The sequence below is a fragment of the Saccharothrix deserti genome, assembly GCF_009769385.1.
GTDB classification, from domain to species: domain Bacteria; phylum Actinomycetota; class Actinomycetes; order Mycobacteriales; family Pseudonocardiaceae; genus Actinosynnema; species Actinosynnema deserti.
Window position 1 is genome coordinate 100,290 of the sequence record NZ_VKAB01000017.1, and the last position, 21,900, is coordinate 122,189.

Below are 21,900 nucleotides of genomic sequence, written 5' to 3' on the forward strand. Positions count from 1 at the left end.
TTGGTCCGGCAAGACGCGACAGGGCCCGCACGCGGAGCGCTCCGCCCGAGCCTCGGGCGGTAGGCTGGTCGGACGGGTGTGCCCGTCTGCGCCCGTCGACAAGTCAGGGAGGGTCGAGGCCGCCCGCCGGCCGTAAGTGCATGGACCGCAAGCGCCTGCTTCGCAACCCGCTGCTGTGGATCGTGGCGGTGTTGCTGCTCTTTTACGCCTTCAACGTGCTCTTCGACGACAACCGGGGTTACACCCCGATCAAGACGTCCCAGGCACTGCAACAGATCCGGGACGGCCAGGTCAAGGAAGCCACGATTGAGGACAAGGAGCAGCTTCTCAAGCTCACCCTCAACGACGGGGTGACCGTCGAGGGCAGCAACCGCGTGCGCGCCCAGTTCCCGGCGAGCTCCACGGACGAGATCTTCACCATCCTCGACCAGGCGGGCAACAAGCCGGTCGTGGAGACCAAGGTCACCCAGGACTCGTTCCTGATGCAGATGCTGCTGTACCTGGTCCCGCTGGGCCTGCTGCTGCTCCTGCTGATGTGGATGATGAACAACGCGCAGGGCGGCGGCAACCGCGTCCTCAACTTCGGCAAGTCCAAGGCCAAGCAGCTGTCGAAGGACATGCCCAAGACGACGTTCGCCGACGTCGCGGGCGCCGAAGAGGCCGTCGAAGAGCTCTACGAGATCAAGGACTTCCTGCAGAACCCGGGCCGCTACCAGGCCCTGGGCGCGAAGATCCCGAAGGGCGTGCTGCTCTACGGCCCGCCCGGCACCGGCAAGACGCTGCTCGCGCGCGCCGTGGCCGGTGAGGCCGGTGTGCCGTTCTACTCGATCTCCGGCTCGGACTTCGTGGAGATGTTCGTCGGTGTCGGCGCCTCGCGCGTCCGCGACCTGTTCGAACAGGCCAAGCAGAACGCGCCCTGCATCATCTTCGTCGACGAGATCGACGCGGTCGGCCGCCACCGCGGCGCCGGCATGGGCGGCGGTCACGACGAGCGCGAGCAGACGCTCAACCAGCTGCTGGTCGAGATGGACGGCTTCGACTCGCGCGGCGGGATCATCCTGATCGCGGCGACGAACCGGCCCGACATCCTCGACCCGGCGCTGCTGCGCCCCGGCCGGTTCGACCGGCAGATCCCGGTGTCCGCGCCGGACCTGAAGGGTCGCAAGCAGATCCTGCGCGTGCACGCCAAGGGCAAGCCGTTGGACGCGGAAGCCGACCTCGACGGCCTGGCCAAGCGCACCGTGGGCTTCTCCGGCGCCGACCTGGCCAACGTGGTCAACGAGGCCGCGCTGCTCACCGCGCGCAAGAACGGCACCGTCATCACCGGCGTCGAGCTGGAAGAGTCGGTGGACCGCGTGATCGGCGGTCCGGCCCGCAAGAGCCGGATCATCTCCGAGAAGGAGAAGAAGATCACCGCGTACCACGAGGCCGGGCACGCCCTGGCCGCGTGGGCGATGCCGGACATCGACCCGGTCTACAAGGTCACGATCCTGGCCCGCGGCCGGACGGGTGGTCACACCCTGTCCGTGCCCGAGGAGGACAAGGACCTGATGACCAGGTCGGAGATGATCGCCCGGCTGGTGTTCGCGCTGGGTGGCCGCTCCGCCGAGGAGCTGGTCTTCCACGAGCCGACCACGGGCGCGTCGAACGACATCGAGCAGGCGACCAAGATCGCCCGCGCGATGGTCACCGAGTACGGCATGTCCGCCCGGCTCGGCGCGGTCAAGTACGGCCAGGAGCAGGGTGAGCCGTTCCTCGGGCGCGCCATGGGCCGGCAGGCCGACTACTCGCTGGAAGTCGCGCACGAGATCGACGAGGAAGTCCGCGAGCTGATCGAGGCCGCGCACACCGAGGCGTACGAGGTGCTGAACACGTACCGCGACGTGCTCGACGCGTTGACGCTGGAGCTGATCGAGAAGGAGACCCTGCACCAGAAGGACCTGGAGCGGGTCTTCGCCGGCGTCGAGAAGCGGCCGCGGATCACCAAGTTCAACGAGTTCGGCAACCGCACCCCGTCGGACAAGCCGCCGGTCAAGACCCCGGCGGAACTGGCCAGGGAGCGCGGCGAGCCGTGGCCGCCCGCGATCGAGGACACCCTCGACGCCGAGCCGGACGTCCCGGACGCGGTGCCGACGCCGTCGACGACGTCGCCGCCGCCGCAGAACGGCAGCAACGGCGTGCCGCCGCAGCCGTACCAGCAGCCGTACCAGCCGCAGCACCCGTCGTCCGGCCCGCCGAACTACGGCGCGCCGCCCGGGTGGACCCCGGCCACGGTGCCCGGCGGCGCCCCGCAGCCACCCCAGTGGCAGCCGGAGCCGACGGACGCGGAAGCGGGGAAGCGGTCCTTCGACACCGACCCGGACAACCGCACGTGACCGAGATCGACCAGACCGGCCTCTCCGGAAACGGGGGGGCCGGTCTCGCACGCCGACCCTTCGACCAGAAGCGCGCCGAGGAAGCGGTGCGTGAACTGCTGCTCGCGTGCGGTGAGGACCCGGAGCGCGAAGGGCTGCGCGACACGCCGTCGCGGGTGGCACGGGCGTACCGGGAGATGTTCGCCGGGCTCCACACCGACCCGGACAGCGTGCTGGCGAGGACGTTCGACGAGAGCCACGAGGAGTTGGTGCTGGTCACCGACATCCCGATGTTCTCGTTCTGCGAGCACCACCTGCTGCCGTTCCACGGCGTCGCGCACGTCGGGTACATCCCGAACGAGCACGGCCGGGTGACCGGGCTGTCGAAGCTGGCCCGGCTGGTCGACCTGTACGCCAAGCGGCCGCAGGTGCAGGAGCGGCTGACGTCGCAGGTGGCGGACGCGCTGGTGCGGCGGCTCGAACCGCGCGGCGTGATCGTGGTGGTCGAGGCCGAGCACCTGTGCATGGGCATGCGCGGCGTGCGCAAGCCCGGCTCGCGGACCACGACGTCGGCGGTGCGCGGGCTGCTGCGCAGCTCGGCGTCGTCGCGGGCGGAGGCCATCGAGCTGATCAGGGGACGTCTGCGGTGAGCGTCCCCAGGCCGGGGCACTGCGTGGTGATGGGCGTCCTGAACGTCACCCCGGACTCGTTCTCGGACGGCGGTCGGTACCTCGACCTGGACGACGCCGTCGCGCACGGCGTGGCCATGTTCCGGCGCGGGGCCGACGTGGTGGACGTCGGCGGCGAGTCCACGCGTCCCGGCGCGTCGCGGGTGTCACCGTCGGTGGAGGCCGCGCGGGTGGCGCCGGTGATCCGCGCGCTGGTCGCGGAGGGCGTGCCGGTCAGCGTGGACACCACGCGGGCCGAGGTGGCCGAGGCCGCGCTGGACGCGGGCGCGTCGATCGTGAACGACGTGTCCGGCGGGTTGGCCGATCCCGCGATGGCGCCGCTGGTGGCGTCGGCGGGCGTGCCGTACGTGCTGATGCACTGGCGTGGGCACAGCAGGCAGATGGACCAGCTGGCCGTGTACGACGACGTGGTGCGCGACGTGCGCGACGAGCTGTGCCGCCAGGTGGACGCCGCCCTGGCCGCGGGCGTGGCGTCGGACGACATCATCCTCGACCCCGGTCTGGGGTTCGCCAAGAACGCCACGCACAACTGGCAGCTGCTGCACGGGCTGGATTCGCTGCTCGAGCTGGGGTTCCCGGTGCTGGTCGGGGCGTCCCGCAAGCGTTTCCTGGGCACGCTGCTCGGCGATCGGGCCCCCGATGGCAGGGAAGACGCGACTGCGGCAGTCTCCGCTCTGGCGGCGTTCACCGGCGCGTGGGGTGTGCGGGTGCACGACGTGGACCGATCCCTTGATGCGGTGGCTGTGGCACGGGCGTGGAGGCAGGGACGTGGCTGATCGGATTGCACTGCGGGGTCTGCGGGTGCGCGGGTTCCACGGTGTGTTCGAGCACGAGAAGCGGGACGGCCAGGACTTCCTGGTGGACATCACGGCGTGGCTGGACCTCTCGCGGGCGGCGGCGACGGACGACCTGCGCGAGACGCTGCACTACGGGGAGCTGGCCGAGCGGGCGGCGGCGATCGTGGCCGGTGGGCCGTACGACCTGATCGAGACGGTGGCGGGCAAGGTCGCCGACGAGGTGATGACCGACCTGCGGGTGCGGGCGACCGAGGTGACGGTGCACAAGCCGTCCGCCCCCATCCCGTTGACGTTCAGCGATGTCTCGGTGACGATCCGGCGCACCCGTGACTAGGGCGGTGCTGTCGCTCGGCTCCAACATGGGCGACCGGCTGGGGTACCTGCGTCTCGCGGTGGAGGGGTTCGCCGACGTGCTGGTGGCGGCGTCTCCGGTGTACGAGACGGCGCCGTGGGGCGTGACCGACCAGGACGACTTCCTCAACGCGGTGCTGATCGTGTCCGGTGACGTGGACGAGTGGGGCTGGCTGCGGCGCGGCCAGGCGTTGGAGCAGGCCGCCGGGCGCGTCCGCGAGCGGCGCTGGGGGCCGCGCACGCTGGACGTGGACGTGGTGGCGGTGGACGGCGTGCGGTCATCGGATCCGGAGCTGCTGCTGCCGCATCCGGGCGCGCACGAGCGTGCCTCGGTACTGGTGCCGTGGCTGGACATCGAGCCGGACGCCGTCGTGCCCGGACATGGCCGCGTACGCGACTTGGTGACCGGTCTGGACCTGAGCGGGGTCACACGAAGGGCTGATCTCTCGCTGCTCTGATCAACGCCGCCGACTTTCAACGCCGCGACCCGACGAGTGGGATGTGCTCTTCGCCGACAACGACGCGGCCAAGGGCTGGGAGGAGTTGAGCAGACAAGCACCGGGCATCCCAAGGGGCCGAGTAGCAGTGCGGCGGGTGCGTGGCGGGGCTAGCGTTGGGCGCGGAGGTGGCGCGGATGAGCAACGCGGTCACTTACGACGCCGCGCGGCGGCGGATCATCAGCATGGTCACCGAAGGCGATCCCGACGCGGCGGTCGAGGCTTGTCCCGGGTGGACGGTGAAGGACGTGGTCGCGCACCTCGCCGGCGGGTTGGCGGATTTCACCGAGCGGCGGCTCGACGGGTACGAGGACGGTTCGTGGGGCGAGCGGCAGGTTCGTGACCGGCGTGATCGCAGCATGGGTGAGCTGTTGGTCGAGTGGGAGCGGAACTTCCAGATCGCCGAAGGGCTTTTCGACTCGCCGGTGGGCGCGGTGCTGATCGCGGAGATCATCTCGCACGAGCACGACATCCGGACGGCGCTGGGGCAGCCGGGGGAACGGGACAACGTTGCCGTGCGGGCGGCGTTGACGCGGCCGTTGCAGGAGTTGGACAAGCGGATGCGGGAACAGCACCTGCCCGCGTTGCGGATCACGTTGGAGCACGGCGACCGCGTGGTGGGCGAGGGAGACCCGGCGGGCGTGCTGCGCACGTCGTCGTTCGAGTTGTTGCGCGTGCTGGGCGGCCGGCGCAGCGACGACCAGGTGCGTTCGCTGGACTGGGACACCGATCCCGGGCCGTGGCTGCCCGTGCTGCCCGTGTTGTTCGGCAGGCGCGAGACCGCCTTGGTCGAGTAGTCGGGGACGATGGTGGGGTGAGGTTCACCAAACCCCGTGATCTGCTCGCCGTCGGACTCGTCGCGGGCCTGCTCGCGCACCTGCTCATCCGGCTCGCCTACGACACGCTGCCGCCGCTGCCGACGTTCGCCGGGTTCACCCTCCTCGTGATCGCGGCCGTCAACCTGTGGCTCGCGTTCTCGCTGCGAGCGCGCATCCTCCGCAAGCCCGGCGCGCGGCCGGTGGAGCCGTTGACCGCGGCGCGGGCGGTGGCGTTCGCCAAGGCGTCGTCGCTGCTCGGGGCGATCATGGTCGGCGCGTGGGCCGGTGTGCTCATCTACGTGCTGCCGGCGCGCGGCGAGTTCGAGGCGGCCGATCACGACGTGGTCAGCAGCATCGTCGGGATCGTCTGCGGGGCCGTGCTCATCGGCGCCGCGCTGTGGCTCGAACGCTGCTGCAAGACACCGGATGATCCGCATCTCGATCAATGAATACCGACGCCGAGGTCTCAATCGGGTAACTGACCGGTACGGTAGACGCCATGACCGGGCGAGGCGCGTCGGAAGATGACGAGCAGCAAGATCACGGTCGTGGCTCCGGACGGCTACTGCTGGTAGCGGCATTGGCGCTCGCACTCGGGGCCGCGGCGGTGCTCGTGCTGAGCGACAACGCCCGTTGGCTGCGGTTGGCCGTGGTGGCCGCGTTGTGGGCCGCGCTGGTCGGCGCGTTCCTCGCCGCCCGCTACCGCAAGCAGATCTCCGAGCGCGAGGACGAGGTGGCCGACCTCCAGTCGGTGTACGAACTGGAGCTGGAACGCGAGGTCGCCGCACGTCGCGAGTACGAGCTGGAGGTCGAGGCCGAGACCCGCAAGCGGGTGCAGGAAGAGGCGAAGGACGACCTGGAGGCGCTGCGCGGTGAGCTGCGCGCCCTGCGGGAGAACCTGGAAGCCCTCCTCGGTGGCGAGGTGTTGGTCGAACGGGTGGCGTTGCGCGCCGAGTCGACCCGGATGCGCGCCCTGTCCGACCAGTCCCGGCTGATGGCTGTGGGTGACAAGCGGATCATCAACGCCGGGCCCGCCGTGCCGGTCACGAAGAAGGCCCCGGACAAGCCGCAGGTGGACCGCACCGAGTTGATCGAGCGGGTCAACGTGGACACCTCGCGCAAAGATCAGGTTCGGCGTCCCGAACCGACGCGCCCCGAGCCCGCGCGGCGTGAGCCGGCCCAGCCGGTGCGCCGGGAACCGGCCCGTGCCGCCGCCCAGCCCCGCCCGACGCCGCCCGTGGTGGTGCGGCGGGAGGCGCCGAAGGCGGATCCGACGGAGCGGGTGAGCCGGGACGTGGCGGCGCGGTTGGCGCCCCCTCCGGCTCCCTCCGGTCGACCGGCCGAGCCCGCCGAGCGGCAGCGGACGTCGGAGCCGTCGAAGACCGAGCACACCGTGCAGCGGCGCAGCCGGGTGGCCGAGCGGACCGAGATGATCAGCCGGGAGGCGTTGGCCGCGGAGGGCGCGGCGCGGCGGACGCCCGGTGGACGTCCCGAGTCGTCCGGTGAGCAGCGGGCCGTTCCGCGTGCCGAGTCGACCGGTGAGCAGCGGGCCGTGCCGGGCGAGATGCGTCGACCGTCGACCGCGCGGGTGGAGTTGACCGGCGAGCACCGGCCGGTGGACGTGCGTCGTCCTGCTGCGCGGGGTGACATGACCGGTGAACAGCGGTCTGTCGGGCGTGGTGAGCCGGTTGCCGAGCCGGTGCGTCGGCCTGCTGCCCGTGTCGACATGACTGGTGAGCACCGGCCGGTGGGTCGTCCTGACCCGATCAGCGAGCAGGTGCGCCGGCCGGCGGTGCGTGCGGATTTGACCGGCGAGCACCTCCCGGTGGCCCGGCAGGCGGAGCCCGCGCGACGTTCCGCTGAGGACGACGTGCGCCGATCACGTCGTGCGGTCGAGATGACCGGTGGTCACCGTCCGGTGGTCGACGAGCCGGTGCTCGGCGAGTCGGTCGGTGGACGTTCGGCCGATTCCGCGTCGGCCTCCGTGACGCCGTCCGAGGGGCGTCGTCGGGCGGCCGAGCCCGCCGCCGAGTCGGGTGGCGGTCGGCGTCGGGTCGAGGAGTCCTGGGACAGCTGGGAGGACAGCCCCAAGCCGTCCGGCAGGCGCAGCGCGCCCGAACCGGCCGAGCCCGCCGGCGCGCACGCGGACGGCAAGTCGGTCAGCGAACTGCTCGCCGCGTTCGGCGGTGCCGATTCGCCGCGCCGCCGTCGCCGCCGCGACGACTAGGCCCGCTACTTGTCGATATCGCCGACGACCACGGCGAACGACCCGAGCACCGCGGGCAGGTCCGCGACCCGGGTGCCAGGCAGCAGCGCGGACAGGGCCTGGACGTTGTTGAACGACGGCGTCCGCAGCTTCAACCGCCACGGGGTCTTCTCGCCACGCGACGCCAGGTGGACGCCCGAAGTGCCCAACGGCGCCTCGACCCACGTGTAGACCGAGCCTTCCGGCGCCTTGATCGCCTTGGGCAGCCGCAGGTTCACCGGGCCGGTCGGCAGCTGGTCCAGGCACTGGTGGGCGAGCGCGATGGACTGGCGGACCTCGTCCACCATGCAGCGGACGCGGGCGAGCGCGTCGCCCTCGGTCCGGACCACGGGCCGGACGTCCAGGTTCCGGTAGCCGGGGAGCGGGTCGTCGCGGCGCAGGTCGAAGTCCACTCCGGACGCTCGACCGATCGGCCCGGTGACGCCGAACGCGAGCGCGGCATCCCGTGCCAGCACACCGATCCCGGCCAAGCCCTCCGGCGGCTCACCGGGGTCCACAGTGGACATAACCTCGCGGACCCGGTCGGTCCAGCCGGCGGGGACGTCCTCGCGCAGGCCGCCGATCCGGTTGAACATGAAGTGGATCCGGCCGCCGGACGCCTCCTCCAGCACGGCTTGCACGGCGTCGCGGTTGCGGGCGCCGGTGAGCGGTTCGAGGAACACGAGGTGCGCCATGATCCGGTTGAGCTCGCACAGCAGGGCGCGCAGGGCTTGGGCGCGGGGCGGGACGTCCATGCCGGTCATCCGCTCGACGGCGAGGGCGACGGCCAGTTCGTTGCAGAAGGCGGCGAGCCAGTCGTGCCGGTTGGCGAGGGTGAGGACCTGCCGGTAGTCGCGGACCTCGAACAACTTCTCCGCGCCCCGGTGCAGGTGCCCGACCAGGGGTTCGGCGGCGGTGATGACCTCGTCGTCGCGAACCGTCAGCCGCAACCGGTAGGCGCCGTGCGCCGACGGGTGCAGGGGGCCCAGATCGACCACCCGATCCACCCCGAGGTGCCGCGCCCCGGCGCCAACGCCAACGGTGATCTCCACCCGTTCATGCTCGCACGCCCCCGTCCGACCCGCGGAAACCCGCCACCCGGCCGCCGGCCTCTGAATCGGGCGACGGCTCAATCGCGGGTGACGGCGAACAGGAAGCAGCCGTGGGAGACGCTTCGGACCTGGATTTCGGCTACCTCGGGATTGTCGAACAGCCTGGTCAGGGTTTCGGTGAGGACTTCCGGTCGGGCGATTTCGCCGTCGTGGATGCGGCCGTCGGCCGTGTAGGCGCGGAGGGTTCGGGGCGCGTGGCGGAAGGCTTCCGGGAACTCCGTCGTGCTCGCCGGGCCGTCGCACGGGTCGGCGTGGGCGAACACGGGGCCGAGTTCCTCGTACGGTCCGGTGCCCGCCGTGGGGGTGTGGCGGAAAAGGACCACCGGTTCGCCCGGCTCGGCTTTGCGCAGGCAGCAGCGCAGCGGTGCGCCGGGGGAGTCCGCGTGCAACTCGTGGTGTTCGTCCGTGCCCGCCAGCTTGCGGGCCCGCTCCAGGACGTCGGTGGGCAGCGCGTGGATCCTCATGCGCCTGATCGTGGTCGGGGAGGTGCGGCGCCGCCGGCGGTCTTCAGCCCTGGAGACAGGGGCCAAGGAGTTGATCACGGCCGCCACGGGGGCAGCGGCGGCAGCAGGGACGACACGGGCACGCCCACGCCGTGCAGGAGCCACCCGAACGACCCCAGCCCGCCCTCCGCCCGCAACTCCGCGATCCGAGACGCCCGCTCGGCCGACGCCAACCAATCAGCCGCACCCACCGAACCGCCCACACCGACCGAGCCTGCCGAGCCTGCCGAGCCTGCCGAGCCCAGCTTGCCCACCAGCCCCAACGCCGCCAGGGCGTCCCGTTGCGAGACCAGCACCCGATCACCCCCGGCCGCTGCCGCGCACGCGTCCAGCGCCACGTGCGCGGTCAGGTCGCAGGTCCCGTCGAACACCGGCTCCACCCGCCGACCGTCCCGGTAGGCCGCGAACGTCCCCGACGCGTACCGCCCGGCCACCCGATCGGCCAGCACGTGCCCGTAGTCCACCGCCAACGCCGCACCGCGCACCCGCGACACCGCGTCCGCCCACGCCGCATCCCTCGGCGCCCCTACCTCCGCCTTCTCCCCGTCCCCGACCGGCCACCACCGATCCAACCAAGGATGGGATAACGGGCCCGTAACCAACGGACACGGCACCGCGTCCAGCCATTCGTGCCCCACCAACAACCCGCACACCGACGAAGGCAACGCCGAGGTCCACCGCACACCCGGCACCGTCCGGGCAGGCCCGACGTCCACCGCCGTCACCACCAACCGCGCCGCCAGCGACCCGGACGCCAGCGACCGCACCGCCGCCGACAGCTCCCCGCCACCGGCCCCGACGTCCACGAAGTCCAGCCGCTCGGGACGTCCCAGCGCAAAATCCACCCGATCGAGGAGCACGAGCAGCGCTTCGGCCAGCTCAGGCCCCACCAGGGGCGCGGTGCGGAAGTGGTCGGCGGGCACCGCCCCACGCGTGAAGAACCCCGACGGCCCGTACAGCGCCTCCCGCCACAGGGCTTCCGAGTCAACCATCGGTCAAGTGTCCCTTTAAGGTTCCTCCCCGTGACCACTCCCGCCCGCAAGCGCGTCGACCAGCACCGCTGGACCGTCCTGCTCCCGGTCGTGGGCCTGATCGCGCTGGGTGTGTCCGGGCTCGTGCTCCTCGGCCTCGGCACGAGCAAGATCGGCCTGCTGCCCATCCTGGTCGGCGCGCTGGCCGCGCTGCTGCCCGTCCTCGCGGTGATCGGCGCCTACCTGTGGATCGACCGGTGGGAGCCGGAGCCGGCGAAGATCCTCCTCCTCGCCTTCATCTGGGGCGCGTGCGGCGCGACGATCACCTCGCTGGTGTTCAACCAGACCGCCCACGTGCTCGGCCAGCTGATCGACGGCGGTGACGGCAGCACGTTCGCCGCCGTCATCGGCGCGCCGATCACCGAGGAGGCCGCCAAGGCGGCGTTCATCGTGGTCCTGTTCCTGCGCCGCCGGCAGGAGTTCGACGGCGTGGTGGACGGCGTGGTCTACGCGGGTGTGACGGCCGCGGGCTTCGCGTTCACCGAGAACATCTGGTACTTCGCCCGGGTCTTCTCCGACAGCGGGTTCGGCGACCTCAGCAGCGGTGTGATCGCCCTGTTCATCCTGCGCGGCGTGCTCTCGCCGTTCGCGCACCCGCTGTTCACGTCGATGACCGGGATCGGCATCGGCATCGCGGCCATGACCGCCAACCGGAAGCTGCGGGTCGTCGCGCCGGTCCTCGGCTACCTCGCCGCGGCCGGCCTGCACTCGTTGTGGAACTTCTCCACCACCGTCGGCACCGGCTCGACCTTCATCAACCTGTACTTCCTGATCATGGTGCCGATCTTCGCCGGCATGGTGTCCATGGTGGTCTGGCAGCGCCGCCGGGAGCAGCGGATCGTCGCCGGCCAGCTGCCGACCATGGCGGCCAACAAGTGGATCGCCTCCAGCGAGGTCACCCTGCTGGCGAGCCTGCAGGGCCGCAGCCGGTGGCGGCGCCTGGTGCGGCGCAAGGCCGGTGACGAGGCCGCGAAGGCGGTCGCGGGCTACCAGGTGGCGGCCACCGAACTGGCGTTCCTGCGGCACCGCATCGAAAACGGAACCGCTGGTCAGGACGCCGAAGAGCGTCACACGAAGCTGCTCGAAGCCCTCATCGCCGCACGCCAGGCCGCGGTCGACGCGCCGGGTGCGTTGAAGGCCGCGGGTGGCGTTCGTCGCAGTTGAGCGCTGATCCCGACGCACCGGATTACGCTCGCGCCCGTCGTCCGGTACCCGCGCATCAGGGCCTGGAACGCCGCCTGAAGGAGTACGTCGCATGGACGCGACCCCCCGCCCCGCGCGGCTGGCCGTGGGAGTGATCTCGGCAGGCCGGGTGGGTTCGGTGCTGGGTGCCGCGCTGTCCCGAGCGGGGCACGTCGTGAGCGCTGTCGCCGCCGTCTCCCGCGACTCCCTCCGCCGCGCCGAAGACCTGCTGCCGGACGTGCCGGTGCTGCCGCCGCCGGACGTCGCCGCCTCCGCCGACCTGGTGCTGCTCGCCGTGCCCGACGACGAGCTGGCGGGTCTGGTCCGCGGCCTCGTCGCCACCGGTTCGCTGCGCGCCGGGCAGATCGTCGTGCACACCAGCGGCGCGCAGGGCGTCGGAGTGCTCCGGCCCGCCGCCGGGTTGGGCGCGCTGTGCGTGGCGCTGCACCCCGTCATGACGTTCACCGGCCGTGTCGAGGACGTGCAGCGGATGAACGCCTGCTCGGTCGGCGTCACCGCGGCCGACGGCGACGAGATCGCCTGGAACGTGGGCGAGGCGCTGGTGGTGGAGATGTCCGCCGAACCGGTGCGCATCCCCGAGGCCGTCCGCCCGCTCTACCACGCCGCCCTCGCGCACGGCGCGAACCACCTGATCACCCTGGTCGCCGACTGCGCGGACCTGCTGCGCGGCGCGGGCATCCAGGACGCCGAGCGGATGCTCGGCCCGCTGCTGTCCGCCGCGCTGGACAACGCCCTGCGGCACGGCGACCGCGCCCTCACCGGCCCCGTCGCACGCGGCGACGCGGGCACCGTGGCCAAGCACCTGGCCGTGCTCGCCGACCAGGACACCCTGCCCGCGTACCGGGTTCTCGCGCTCCGCACCGCGGCGCGCGCACAGGCCGCCGGGCTGCTCAAGCCCGAACTGGCGTCCGACGTCCGCACCACCCTCGAGGACTGAACAGGCATGACCAAGCCGCTCACCAAGGACGACTACGCGCCGAACGACGTGACGGTGCACCGCGACCCGGAGCGGCTGCGCCGCGTCACCAGGGCGTTGAAGGCGGCGGGTCGCAACATCGCCCTGGTGCCGACCATGGGCGCGCTGCACGAGGGCCACCGGCAGCTGATCCGCGAAGCGCACGTCATGCAGAACACCGTGGTCGTCGTCTCCATCTTCGTGAACCCCAAGCAGTTCGGCCCGAACGAGGACTTCGACCGCTACCCGCGCAGCTTCGAGTCCGATGTGGACATCTGCCGCGCGGAACGCGTCGGCCTGGTGTTCGCGCCGTCGGTCGACGACATGTACCTGCCCGGCAGCACCGTCACGGTCGATCCCGGCCCGCTCGGCGACGAGCTGGAGGGCAGGACCAGGCCCGGCCACTTCACCGGCGTGCTGTCGGTGGTCGCCAAGCTGTTCAACATCGTGCAGCCCACCTACGCGGTGTTCGGCGAGAAGGACTACCAGCAGCTCACCCTGATCCACCGGATGGCGCGCGACCTGAACTTCCCGCTGGACGTGGTCGGCGTGCCGACCGTGCGCGAGCCGGACGGCCTGGCGCTGTCCTCGCGCAACCGCTACCTGTCCGACGAGGAGCGCTCCGCCGCGACCGCGTTGTCCGCCGCTCTGGTGGCGGGCTCGTACGTCAGCGGCCAGGGCGCGGACGCCGTGCTCAAGGCCGCGCGCGACACCCTCGCCGCGGTGCCCGGCGTCGACCTCGACTACCTGGAGCTGCGCGCGCCCGACCTCGGTCCGGCGCCGGAGAACGGCGACGCCCGCCTGCTGGTGGCCGCCCGCGTCGGCTCCACCCGACTGATCGACAACACCGCCGTGCTGCTCGGCACCGGTGACGAGTAAGGGGACCGCGATGTTCCGCACCATGCTCAAGTCGAAGATCCACCGGGCCACCGTCACCCAGGCCGACCTGCACTACGTCGGCTCGGTCACGGTGGACGAGGACCTGATGGAGGCCGCCGACCTGCTCGCCGGCGAGCAGGTGGCGATCGTGGACGTCACCAACGGCGCGCGCCTGGAGACCTACGTGATCCCCGGCGAGCGCGGCACCGGCGTGATCGGCATCAACGGCGCGGCGGCGCACCTGGTGAAGCCGGGCGACCTGGTGATCCTCATCGCCTACGGGCAGATGGACGACGCCGAGGCACGGGTGTACGAACCGAAGGTGGTGTTCGTCGACGCCGACAACAAGGTGGTCGACCTCGGCGCCGACCCGGCCCGTGCTCCGGAGGGCTCCGGGCTGGTCAGCGGGTCGACGACGGTCCAGAAACCGGCCCAGGCGCAGCCGGAGCCGGTGTCGGCGGAGACCGAGGACGCGGCGGCGCTGGACGCGTTGATCCAGGCCGAGGACTAGGGGGTTCCGCAGTGCTGCTCGCCATCGACGTCGGCAACACCAACATCGTCCTGGGCCTCTACGACGGCACGGGCGACTCCGCCGCGCTCATCCGCGACTGGCGGATGCGCACCGACGCCCGGATGACCGCCGACGAGCTGGCGCTGACCATGCGCGGCCTGCTCGGCGAGTACGCCGACAAGATCACCGGCATCTCGGCGCTGTCCACCGTGCCCGCGGTGCTGCGGGAACTGCGCGTGATGCTCGGCCGGTACTACTCGACCGTGCCGAAGGTGCTGGTCGAGCCGGGCGTGCGGACCGGCGTGCCGCTGCTGGTGGACAACCCCAAGGAGGTGGGCTCCGACCGGGTGATCAACACGTTGGCCGCGCACCACCTGCACAGCACGGCGTGCGTTGTCGTGGATTTCGGCACGTCCACGAACCTCGACGTGATCTCGGCCAAGGGCGAGTTCCTGGGCGGCGCGCTGGCACCGGGGATCGAGATCTCCGTGGACGCGCTCGCGGCACGTGCCGCGCAGCTGCGCAAGGTCGAACTGGTGCGACCCCGGTCGGTGATCGGCAAGAACACCGTGGAATGCCTCCAGTCCGGCATCGTCTACGGGTTCGTCGGCCAGGTGGACGGTCTGGTGAGACGGATCGTGGACGAACTCCAACTCAGCGAGCCGGGCCCGGTGACGGTCATCGCCACCGGCGGTCTCGCGCCCCTGGTGGTGACCGAGTCGGCCACCATCCAGGCGCACGTGCCGGATCTGACGCTGCTGGGCCTGCGGTTGGTGTTCGAGCGCAATATGAAGTGACTGTGTTGGATGGCCGCTGCTCCGCAGACGGCGGCTCGGTCGCCCGGGCTGTAGTCGATCCGCCGCTCCGCGGGGGCAGACCGCTCGCGCCTGATTTTCCGACGATCGAAAAGCGTGATCGCCGGAAAATGAGTCGCGAACGATCGACGGCGACCTCGCGAGGTGGTCAAGCGGGCTTGGTGCACACCGCGCGCTGCACCAAGGTCACCAGGGGGTAGTCGAATTCGCCCTCGGCGGTTTCGGGACGGGACTTGAGGAACGCGAGCAGTCGCGCGTTCAGCTCGGCCCGTTCCTCCTCCGGGATCACCAGGACGTGCGAGTGCGTGTTGATGGTGGCCACCAGCGACTCGGCGGTGCGCCGGTGCGAGTGCGCGAACCGCCGCTCGGACCTGCTGCCGAACAGCTCGTGCTCCGGCACGTCGCCGTACACGCCCTTCGCGCTGGCGCTCGACGCGCCCGACTCGTCGAACTCGACGGCCCACGGCACCGACTCGTCGAAGCCGTTCCACATCGCGGCCAGCACACCGCCCGGCCGCAGCACGCGCGCGATCTCCGGCATCGCCCGCTCGGTGTCGAACCAGTGGAACGCCTGCCCGACCACGACCGCGTCGACCGTGCCGTCCGGCACCGGGATCCGCTCCGCGCTGCCGGGCAGCGCGCGTGCCGCCCCGTGGTGGCGCACCAGCTCCGAGAGCATCCCCTCGTCCGGCTCGACAGCCGTCACCTGGTGGCCCTCCGCGAGCAGACCGCCGGTCAGCTTGCCGGTGCCCGCGGCGAGGTCGAGCACGTGGTGCGGCCCCTCGCCCAACGGTTCCAGCGCCCACCGGATGGCCTCGATCGGGTAGTCCGGTCGGTGTTCCGCGTAAGCCGAGGCGTGCGCTCCGAAGGAGTTCGCCCGCCGCGCCCGCAAGTCATCTCCCGTCACACGCACACCCTAGTGAGATCCGGTTCGTTTTCCCGAGCGGTCTTTCCGTACCCTTCCTGTTGTGAGTGAGCAGCCAGCGACCGGTTCCGCGACCAGCGACGACGATCTCCCCGAGCAGCTGAGGGTGCGCCGGGAGAAGCGGGCGCGACTGCTGGAACGCGGTGTCGATCCCTATCCGGTCGAAGTACCACGCACGCACACGTTGCGCGAGGTGCGCGAAGCGCATCAGGGACTGGAGCCCGACACGGCGACCGGCGAAGTCGTCGGTGTGACCGGCCGGGTCATGTTCATCCGCAACACCGGCAAGTTGTGCTTCGCCACGCTGCGCGAAGGCGACGGCACCGAACTGCAGGCCATGCTGAGCCTGGCCGGTGTCGGCGAGCAGGCGCTCGGCGAATGGAAGTCCGACGTCGACTTGGGCGACCACGTATTCGTGCACGGCGAGGTCATCACGTCCCGCCGCGGCGAACTGTCCGTGATGGCCGACCGGTGGGCCATCACGGCGAAGGCGTTGCGCCCGTTGCCGGTCGCGCACAAGGAACTCGCCGAGGAAACCCGCATTCGCCAGCGGTACGTGGATCTGATCCTGCGCGAGCAGGCGCGGAACACGGTGCGCAACAGGGCGACCGTGGTGCGCTCGTTGCGGGAGTCGTTCCACCGGCGCGGTTTCATCGAAGTCGAGACGCCGATGTTGCAGACGTTGCAGGGTGGCGCGACCGCCCGGCCGTTCGTCACCCGCTCGAACGCGCTCGACATCGACCTGTTCCTGCGGATCGCGCCGGAGCTGTACCTGAAGCGGTGCGTGGTCGGCGGTATCGAGAAGGTCTTCGAGATCAACCGCAACTTCCGCAACGAGGGCATGGACTCGTCGCATTCGCCGGAGTTCTCCATGCTGGAGTACTACGAGGCGTACGCCACCTACGACACGAACGCGGTGCTGACCCGGGAGCTGATCCAGGAGGCCGCGCTGGCGGTCGCCGGTTCGCACGTGGTAACGCTGGTCGACGGTTCCGAGTACGACCTCGGCGGCGAGTGGACCACGTTGAGCATGTACGACTCGTTGTCCGACGCGGTCGGTGAAGACGTCACACCTGAAACTTCTTCGGAACACCTGCGCAAGCTCGCGGACAAGCACGGCCTGGAGACGGACCCGAAGACCGGGCACGGCAAGCTGGTCGAGGAGCTGTGGGAGCACCTGGTCGGCGACACCCTGCACGCGCCCACGTTTGTGCGCGATTTCCCGGTGGAGACCTCGCCGCTCACCCGTCAGCACCGCAGCCGGCCGGGTGTCGCTGAAAAGTGGGACCTGTACGTGCGCGGTTTCGAGTTGGCCACGGGATACTCGGAACTGGTCGACCCGGTGGTCGAGCGGGAGCGGTTGGAAGCCCAGGCACGCCTTGGCGCCACCGGTGACGTCGAGGCCATGCCGGTCGATGAAGACTTTCTGCGATCGCTGGAGTACGGAATGCCACCGAGCGGTGGCGTGGGAATGGGCATCGACCGGCTGCTGATGGCTCTCACGGGTCTCGGTATCCGGGAGACGATCCTGTTCCCCCTCGTGCGACCTGAATGAGTAACTTCTGGGACTCCGGGCGGCGCATTCCGGGAGTTGTGCGCTAACCTGCACTCGCCAATGCTTTAGGTCGCGGTCGGGGAACACCGCGCATTCGAGTCCAGGAGGATACGCATGGCGCAGAAGGTCACCGTGACCCTGGTCGATGACCTGGACGGTGGGAAGGCCGAGGAGACGGTCGGCTTCGGATTGGACGGTGTGTCCTACGAGATCGACCTTTCTGCGAGCAATGCGGGCAGGCTCCGCGACGCTCTCGCCGACTTCGTCGCCAGTGCCCGCAAGGCGGGCGGCCGCAAGCGCGGCCCGGGTCGTCCGGCCGGTGTGAAGGCAGCTCGTCCGGCTTCGGCTGATCGAGAGCAGAACCAGGCCATTCGGGAGTGGGCGCGCAAGCAGGGCATGAAGGTGTCCGATCGCGGGCGCATCCCGGCCGAGGTGCTGGAGGCTTACCACCAGCAGGGCTGACGGGAGTCATTGACGTGGCGCAGGCCACGGCAATTACGTCAATCGACGAAGGGGCGCCGGATTCGTCCGGTGCCCCTCGGTTGTTTTTGCCGACCCGCTGATCCGCTCTCCGCGAAACGATGATCCTTTCCACGGACCGTTCCGGGGTGTTCCGGGTGCGGTTCGGGGATCTTCCGTTCGACCGTTCGGCGGCACGGAGCGTGCCCGGCGATCACCCCCGCGCATTCGGTTAGGCTCGCCTCACCCAAGTCGGGCTGCCGCGGGAGGAGCAGCATTTTGGCCCTCCGCAGCACCCGCTTGTTCCTGCTCGTCGGGCTCCTCGTCCTGGTCGCTCTCGCGAGCGTGGCCATCGGTGCGAAGGACATCCCGCTCGGTGACGTCTGGCACGCGCTGACGGCCTCGACCGGGCTGGAGAACGACCTCGTGGTCCGCGAATTGCGGGTGCCGCGCACGTTGCTCGGCGTCGCCGTGGGCATCGCGCTGGGCATCGGCGGCGCGTTGATGCAGGGGCACACCCGCAACCCGTTGGCCGATCCGGGCATCCTCGGCGTGACGCAGGGTGCGGCGTTCGCGGTCGTGCTGTCGATCTTCACGCTGGGCGTGACGAGTCTTTACGGGTACGTGTGGTTCGCGTTCGCCGGTGCGCTGGTGGCCAGCGTCGTGGTGTTCCTGCTCGGTTCCGGGCGGTCCGGGCCGACTCCGGTGACGTTGGCGCTCGCGGGTGCGGCGGTCAGCGCGCTCATGCAGGGGCTGGTGGCCGCGCTGGTGCTGCTCGACCGGCAGAGCCTCGACGCGTTCCGGTTCTGGCAGGTCGGCGGGATCGCCGGACGTGACCTCGCGGTGCTGTGGCAGGTGCTGCCGTTTTTGGTGCTCGGGCTGGTGCTGGCGGCGTTCAACGCGGCCGGGCTGAACGCGCTGGCGCTCGGTGACGACGTGGCGCGGTCGTTGGGGCAGCGGGTGGCGTTGACCAGGGTCGTGGGTGTCGTCGCGACCACGTTGCTGGTGGGCGGCGCGGTGGCGGTGTGCGGGCCGATCGGGTTCCTCGGGCTGGTCGTGCCGCACGCGGCGCGGGCGCTGACCGGGCCGGACTACCGGTGGCTGCTGCCGTTCTCAGGGGTGATCGGGGCGATCGTGCTGCTGGTCGCGGACGTGGTCGGACGCGTGGTGACCAGGCCGGGCGAGCTGGAGGTCGGCGTGGTGATGGCGCTGGTCGGCGCGCCGTTCTTCATCGCCCTGGTGCGGCGGCGGAAGCTGGTGAAGCTGTGACGGGGTCCACGGGGTCCACGGGGTTCCGACTCGGACCGGTGTCCGGGCCGCTGCGGTGGCGGCCGTTCGTCGTCGTGGTCGTCGGGCTGGGGCTGCTGGTGCTCGCGGCGGCGGTGAGCGTCGCGCGCGGTGACTTCCCGATCCCGTTGGGGCAGGTGTTCGACGTGCTCCTGGGCGGCGGGCAGCGCGGGCAGCGGTTCATCGTGCTCGACCTGCGCCTGCCCAGGGCGTTGACCGGCCTGTTCGTCGGCGCGGCGCTCGGTGTGGCGGGCGCGGTGTTCCAGTCGATCGCGCGCAACCCGTTGGCCAGCCCGGACATCCTGGGCGTCACGTGGGGTGCGGGGGCGGGCGCGGTCAGCGTGATCACGTTCGCCGGGACGCTCGGCGCGGTGGACGGGACGATGGCGCGGGTCGGGGTGCCGTTGGCGAGCCTGGCCGGCGGGCTGCTGGCCGGGCTCCTGGTCTACGGGCTGGCGTGGCGGCGGGGGATCGAGGGCTTCCGGCTGGTGCTCGTGGGCATCGGCATCTCGGCGGTGGCCGGCAACTTCACCCACTACCTGCTGACCGTCGGTGACGTCACCGATGCGGCGCGGGTGATGGTGTGGATCACCGGCAGCCTCAACGGGCGCGGGTGGGAGCACGTCGTGCCGGTCGGGTTGGCGCTGGCGCTGCTGATCCCGGCGGCCCTGGTCGGGACCCGGCTGCTCGGAGCCCTGCAGTTCGACGACGACACCGTGCGCGGGCTCGGGGTGCGGCTCAACGGCGCGCGCAGCGTGATGCTGCTGTTGGCCGTCGTGCTGGCCGCCGTGGCGACGGCCGCCGCCGGTCCGGTCGCGTTCGTGGCGCTGGCGTCACCCCAGATCGCGTTGCGGCTGGCTGGCACCGCCACGCCGCCGCTGCTCGGGTCGGCCGTCGTCGGCGGGCTGCTGGTCGTGGTGTCGGACCTGGTCGCGCGGCTGGCGTTCGGCGGGTTCGAACTGCCGGTCGGCGTGGTGACCGCGGTGCTCGGCGCGCCTTATCTGATGTACCTGCTCGTCCGCAGTCGCCGGGAGGCACGGGTATGACCGCTGTTCGGCTCCAGACCCAGTCGCTGTCCGTCGGGTACGGGGAGCGGCTGGTGGTGTCCGACCTCGACCTGGACGTGCTCGCCGGGTCGGTGACGGCGGTGATCGGGCCCAACGGGTGCGGCAAGTCGACGTTGCTGCGTGCTTTGGGGCGGCTGCTGCCCGCTCGGGCCGGCGCGGTGGTGCTGGACGGCAAGCGCATCGACCGCACACCCACCCGTGAGGTGGCGAAGGTGCTGGCGATGCTGCCCCAGTCGCCGCAGGCGCCCGAGGGGCTGACCGTGGCCGAGCTGGTGGCGCGCGGCAGGCACCCGCACCAGGCCTGGTACCGGCAGTGGTCGCCGGACGACGAGGAGGCCGTGACGGCGGCACTGAAGATGACGGGCATGGCGGAGTTGAGCGAGCGGACCGTGGACGAGCTGTCCGGCGGTCAGCGGCAGCGTGCGTGGATTTCCATGGCGTTGGCCCAGGGCACCGACCTGCTCCTGCTGGACGAGCCGACGACCTACCTGGACCTGGCCCACCAGATCGACGTGCTGGACCTCGTGCAGCGGCTGCACCGGGAGCACGGCCGGACCGTGGTGATGGTCCTGCACGACCTCAACCTGGCCGCCCGCTACGCCGAGCGCCTGGTGGCGATGAAGGACGGCCGAATCGTCGTCGAGGGCCCGCCTGCGGACGTCCTGACCGAGCCGAACCTCCTGGAGGTCTTCGGCCTGGACGCGAGAGTCGTGACCGACCCCGTAGCCGGCACCCCACTCGTCATCCCCATCGGCCACCTCGAACGCGCAGCGTTCGATGAATCGCACGCGAAGCGTCCGATGCAGACCCGCCGCGAACGTAGGACACACCCGCCGCGAACGTAGGACACACGCGAGAGTCCTACGTTCAGAGCACGAGAGTCGAACGCTCAGGCGCCGAGAGTCGAACGCTCGGGTGCGGTGAGTTCAACGCTCAGGACGCGGTGTGGCCGGAACCTGAGTGTTGAACTCGGCCTACCTGAACGTTCGACTCTCGGGACGTGAGGGTTCGACTCTCGGGTTCGGGTGGGGTCAGCAGACGCGGGGGCAGGTGGTGCAGGCTTCGGCGTTCGGCAGCACGAAGTGGAAGCAGCAGCTCTCCCGGCGCCGGGTCCAACCTGTGTCCGTGGCCTTCAGGGTGGACGCCGAGGTGAACGGGTCCAGCTTGGCCGGCAGCAACAGCGCCGAGTCCATCACGCCCGCCGTCTCGTCACCGGCCAACCGGCCCGCCGTCCACGCCGCACCGTCCAGGGCGTCCGTGGCCGCCGCCCACAGCATCCGCCGCCCCAGCCGCACGGTCGGCCCGAACGAGCCGACGAACTGCGCGCTGTGCGCCGCGAACCGGGCCCTCAGCAACGCCGCCAACGCGGTCTCGTCGGCCACCGCGGTCGCCGCCGGGTGGTTGCCCGCCGGGTCGTCCGGCAGGCACGCGAACTCGTCCGACAGCAGCGCCACGCCGACCGCGTGCGGCCGACCCTCGGGCGCCAGCCTGATCGCCACGTCGGAGGGCCGCAGCGACGGCACCCGCCGCGCCGTGTGGAACAACAGCCCGCCCAGCACGCCGACCACGTTGAGGTACCAACTCATCACATACCCGGCGGTGGTGCGGTCGGGCGCCTCGCCGTACTGCTCGCGCAGCCACTCGGCCAGCTGCTTGCGCCACACGTCGAACCGCTCCGGCTCACCGATGAACTCCGAGCACAGGACCCAGTCGTCCCGATCGGCCGGCAGACCGAACCGCACCTCGAAGCCCGCGGACAGCGCGGCAGCCCGCCGGACGGACTCGGCGACGGGCGTCGTCACGTCCGTTGTCACGTCGCACACGGTCACCTTCGCCGGTACGGTCAT

Annotated in this window: 23 protein-coding genes; 18 read left to right on the forward strand and 5 right to left on the reverse strand. The window is 71.1% G+C overall.

Features of this window, described 5'->3' with window-relative positions; all coding sequences use genetic code 11:
* The first annotated feature begins 140 nt into the window (after positions 1-140).
* From ftsH to FM051_RS27220, 8 genes are all read left to right on the forward strand, one after another.
* A complete protein-coding gene (gene ftsH / locus FM051_RS27185) occupies positions 141-2,375 on the forward strand; it encodes an ATP-dependent zinc metalloprotease FtsH (RefSeq protein WP_158848175.1) in 2,235 nt (744 codons plus the stop codon).
* A gap of 5 nt (positions 2,376-2,380) precedes the next feature.
* The gene (gene folE / locus FM051_RS27190; RefSeq protein WP_158848564.1) at positions 2,381-3,004 is read left to right on the forward strand and encodes a GTP cyclohydrolase I FolE; all 624 of its coding nucleotides are present in this window, start codon (positions 2,381-2,383) and stop codon (positions 3,002-3,004) included.
* 29 nt (positions 3,005-3,033) lie between these two features.
* Positions 3,034-3,819 carry a dihydropteroate synthase gene (gene folP, locus FM051_RS27195; protein WP_158848566.1) on the forward strand — a complete coding sequence of 262 codons (786 nt, stop codon included), beginning with the start codon at positions 3,034-3,036 and terminating at the stop codon, positions 3,817-3,819.
* Positions 3,812-4,174, forward strand: a complete 363-nt coding sequence (gene folB, locus FM051_RS27200) for a dihydroneopterin aldolase (RefSeq protein WP_158848177.1) — start codon at positions 3,812-3,814, stop codon at positions 4,172-4,174. The genes folP and folB overlap by 8 nt, the downstream gene beginning before the upstream one ends.
* Positions 4,167-4,649 carry a 2-amino-4-hydroxy-6-hydroxymethyldihydropteridine diphosphokinase gene (folK, locus tag FM051_RS27205; RefSeq protein ID WP_158848179.1) on the forward strand — a complete coding sequence of 161 codons (483 nt, stop codon included), beginning with the start codon at positions 4,167-4,169 and terminating at the stop codon, positions 4,647-4,649. The genes folB and folK overlap by 8 nt, the downstream gene beginning before the upstream one ends.
* A 176-nt stretch (positions 4,650-4,825) precedes the next feature.
* On the forward strand, positions 4,826-5,485 hold the full coding sequence (locus tag FM051_RS27210) for a maleylpyruvate isomerase family mycothiol-dependent enzyme (RefSeq protein WP_158848181.1): 660 nt from the start codon (positions 4,826-4,828) through the stop codon (positions 5,483-5,485).
* Positions 5,486-5,502: 17 nt separating this feature from the next.
* Positions 5,503-5,955, forward strand: coding sequence for a DUF3180 domain-containing protein (locus FM051_RS27215; protein WP_158848183.1), 453 nt, complete (start codon positions 5,503-5,505; stop codon positions 5,953-5,955).
* 50 nt (positions 5,956-6,005) lie between these two features.
* Positions 6,006-7,733 carry a DUF6779 domain-containing protein gene (locus FM051_RS27220; protein WP_158848185.1) on the forward strand — a complete coding sequence of 576 codons (1,728 nt, stop codon included), beginning with the start codon at positions 6,006-6,008 and terminating at the stop codon, positions 7,731-7,733.
* Positions 7,734-7,738: 5 nt separating this feature from the next.
* Here the strand turns inward: FM051_RS27220 and FM051_RS27225 are convergent, their stop codons facing one another.
* From FM051_RS27225 to FM051_RS27235, 3 genes are all read right to left on the reverse strand, one after another.
* Positions 7,739-8,803, reverse strand: coding sequence for an NADH-quinone oxidoreductase subunit D (locus FM051_RS27225; protein ID WP_158848187.1), 1,065 nt, complete (start codon positions 8,801-8,803; stop codon positions 7,739-7,741).
* Between the two features lie 77 nt (positions 8,804-8,880).
* The gene (locus FM051_RS27230) at positions 8,881-9,327 is read right to left on the reverse strand and encodes a DUF1203 domain-containing protein (RefSeq protein ID WP_158848189.1); all 447 of its coding nucleotides are present in this window, start codon (positions 9,325-9,327) and stop codon (positions 8,881-8,883) included.
* Between the two features lie 74 nt (positions 9,328-9,401).
* Positions 9,402-10,358, reverse strand: coding sequence for an SAM-dependent methyltransferase (locus tag FM051_RS27235; RefSeq protein ID WP_158848191.1), 957 nt, complete (start codon positions 10,356-10,358; stop codon positions 9,402-9,404).
* A gap of 30 nt (positions 10,359-10,388) precedes the next feature.
* On the opposite strand from FM051_RS27235, the gene FM051_RS27240 reads away from it, so the two are divergent.
* From FM051_RS27240 to FM051_RS27260, 5 genes are all read left to right on the forward strand, one after another.
* Positions 10,389-11,561, forward strand: coding sequence for a PrsW family intramembrane metalloprotease (locus tag FM051_RS27240; protein WP_158848193.1), 1,173 nt, complete (start codon positions 10,389-10,391; stop codon positions 11,559-11,561).
* Between the two features lie 91 nt (positions 11,562-11,652).
* Positions 11,653-12,537, forward strand: a complete 885-nt coding sequence (locus tag FM051_RS27245) for a Rossmann-like and DUF2520 domain-containing protein (RefSeq protein ID WP_158848195.1) — start codon at positions 11,653-11,655, stop codon at positions 12,535-12,537.
* A 6-nt stretch (positions 12,538-12,543) separates the two neighbouring features.
* The gene (gene panC, locus FM051_RS27250) at positions 12,544-13,434 is read left to right on the forward strand and encodes a pantoate--beta-alanine ligase (protein ID WP_158848196.1); all 891 of its coding nucleotides are present in this window, start codon (positions 12,544-12,546) and stop codon (positions 13,432-13,434) included.
* Positions 13,435-13,444: 10 nt separating this feature from the next.
* Positions 13,445-13,945 (forward strand): aspartate 1-decarboxylase, encoded by a 501-nt coding sequence (gene panD / locus FM051_RS27255; RefSeq protein ID WP_158848198.1) that lies wholly within the window; start codon positions 13,445-13,447, stop codon positions 13,943-13,945.
* 11 nt (positions 13,946-13,956) lie between these two features.
* Positions 13,957-14,742 carry a type III pantothenate kinase gene (locus tag FM051_RS27260; protein ID WP_158848200.1) on the forward strand — a complete coding sequence of 262 codons (786 nt, stop codon included), beginning with the start codon at positions 13,957-13,959 and terminating at the stop codon, positions 14,740-14,742.
* A gap of 166 nt (positions 14,743-14,908) precedes the next feature.
* Here FM051_RS27260 and FM051_RS27265 read toward each other — a convergent pair whose 3' ends face one another.
* Complete coding sequence (locus tag FM051_RS27265; protein ID WP_238412681.1) at positions 14,909-15,667, reverse strand: class I SAM-dependent methyltransferase; 759 nt, start codon at positions 15,665-15,667, stop codon at positions 14,909-14,911.
* Between the two features lie 61 nt (positions 15,668-15,728).
* Here FM051_RS27265 and lysS point away from each other — a divergent pair, with 61 nt between their 5' ends.
* The 5 genes from lysS to FM051_RS27290 all read left to right on the forward strand — a co-directional run bounded on the left by lysS (position 15,729) and on the right by FM051_RS27290 (position 20,898).
* Positions 15,729-17,240, forward strand: a complete 1,512-nt coding sequence (gene lysS / locus FM051_RS27270; RefSeq protein WP_158848203.1) for a lysine--tRNA ligase — start codon at positions 15,729-15,731, stop codon at positions 17,238-17,240.
* A gap of 114 nt (positions 17,241-17,354) precedes the next feature.
* Positions 17,355-17,702, forward strand: coding sequence for a histone-like nucleoid-structuring protein Lsr2 (locus FM051_RS27275; RefSeq protein WP_053715841.1), 348 nt, complete (start codon positions 17,355-17,357; stop codon positions 17,700-17,702).
* A gap of 276 nt (positions 17,703-17,978) precedes the next feature.
* Complete coding sequence (locus FM051_RS27280) at positions 17,979-18,968, forward strand: FecCD family ABC transporter permease (RefSeq protein ID WP_420803627.1); 990 nt, start codon at positions 17,979-17,981, stop codon at positions 18,966-18,968.
* Positions 18,965-20,032 carry a FecCD family ABC transporter permease gene (locus FM051_RS27285; RefSeq protein WP_158848205.1) on the forward strand — a complete coding sequence of 356 codons (1,068 nt, stop codon included), beginning with the start codon at positions 18,965-18,967 and terminating at the stop codon, positions 20,030-20,032. The genes FM051_RS27280 and FM051_RS27285 overlap by 4 nt, the downstream gene beginning before the upstream one ends.
* Positions 20,029-20,898 (forward strand): ABC transporter ATP-binding protein, encoded by an 870-nt coding sequence (locus tag FM051_RS27290; RefSeq protein WP_158848207.1) that lies wholly within the window; start codon positions 20,029-20,031, stop codon positions 20,896-20,898. The genes FM051_RS27285 and FM051_RS27290 overlap by 4 nt, the downstream gene beginning before the upstream one ends.
* A gap of 186 nt (positions 20,899-21,084) precedes the next feature.
* Here FM051_RS27290 and FM051_RS27295 read toward each other — a convergent pair whose 3' ends face one another.
* Positions 21,085-21,900 (reverse strand): (2Fe-2S)-binding protein, encoded by an 816-nt coding sequence (locus FM051_RS27295; RefSeq protein WP_158848209.1) that lies wholly within the window; start codon positions 21,898-21,900, stop codon positions 21,085-21,087.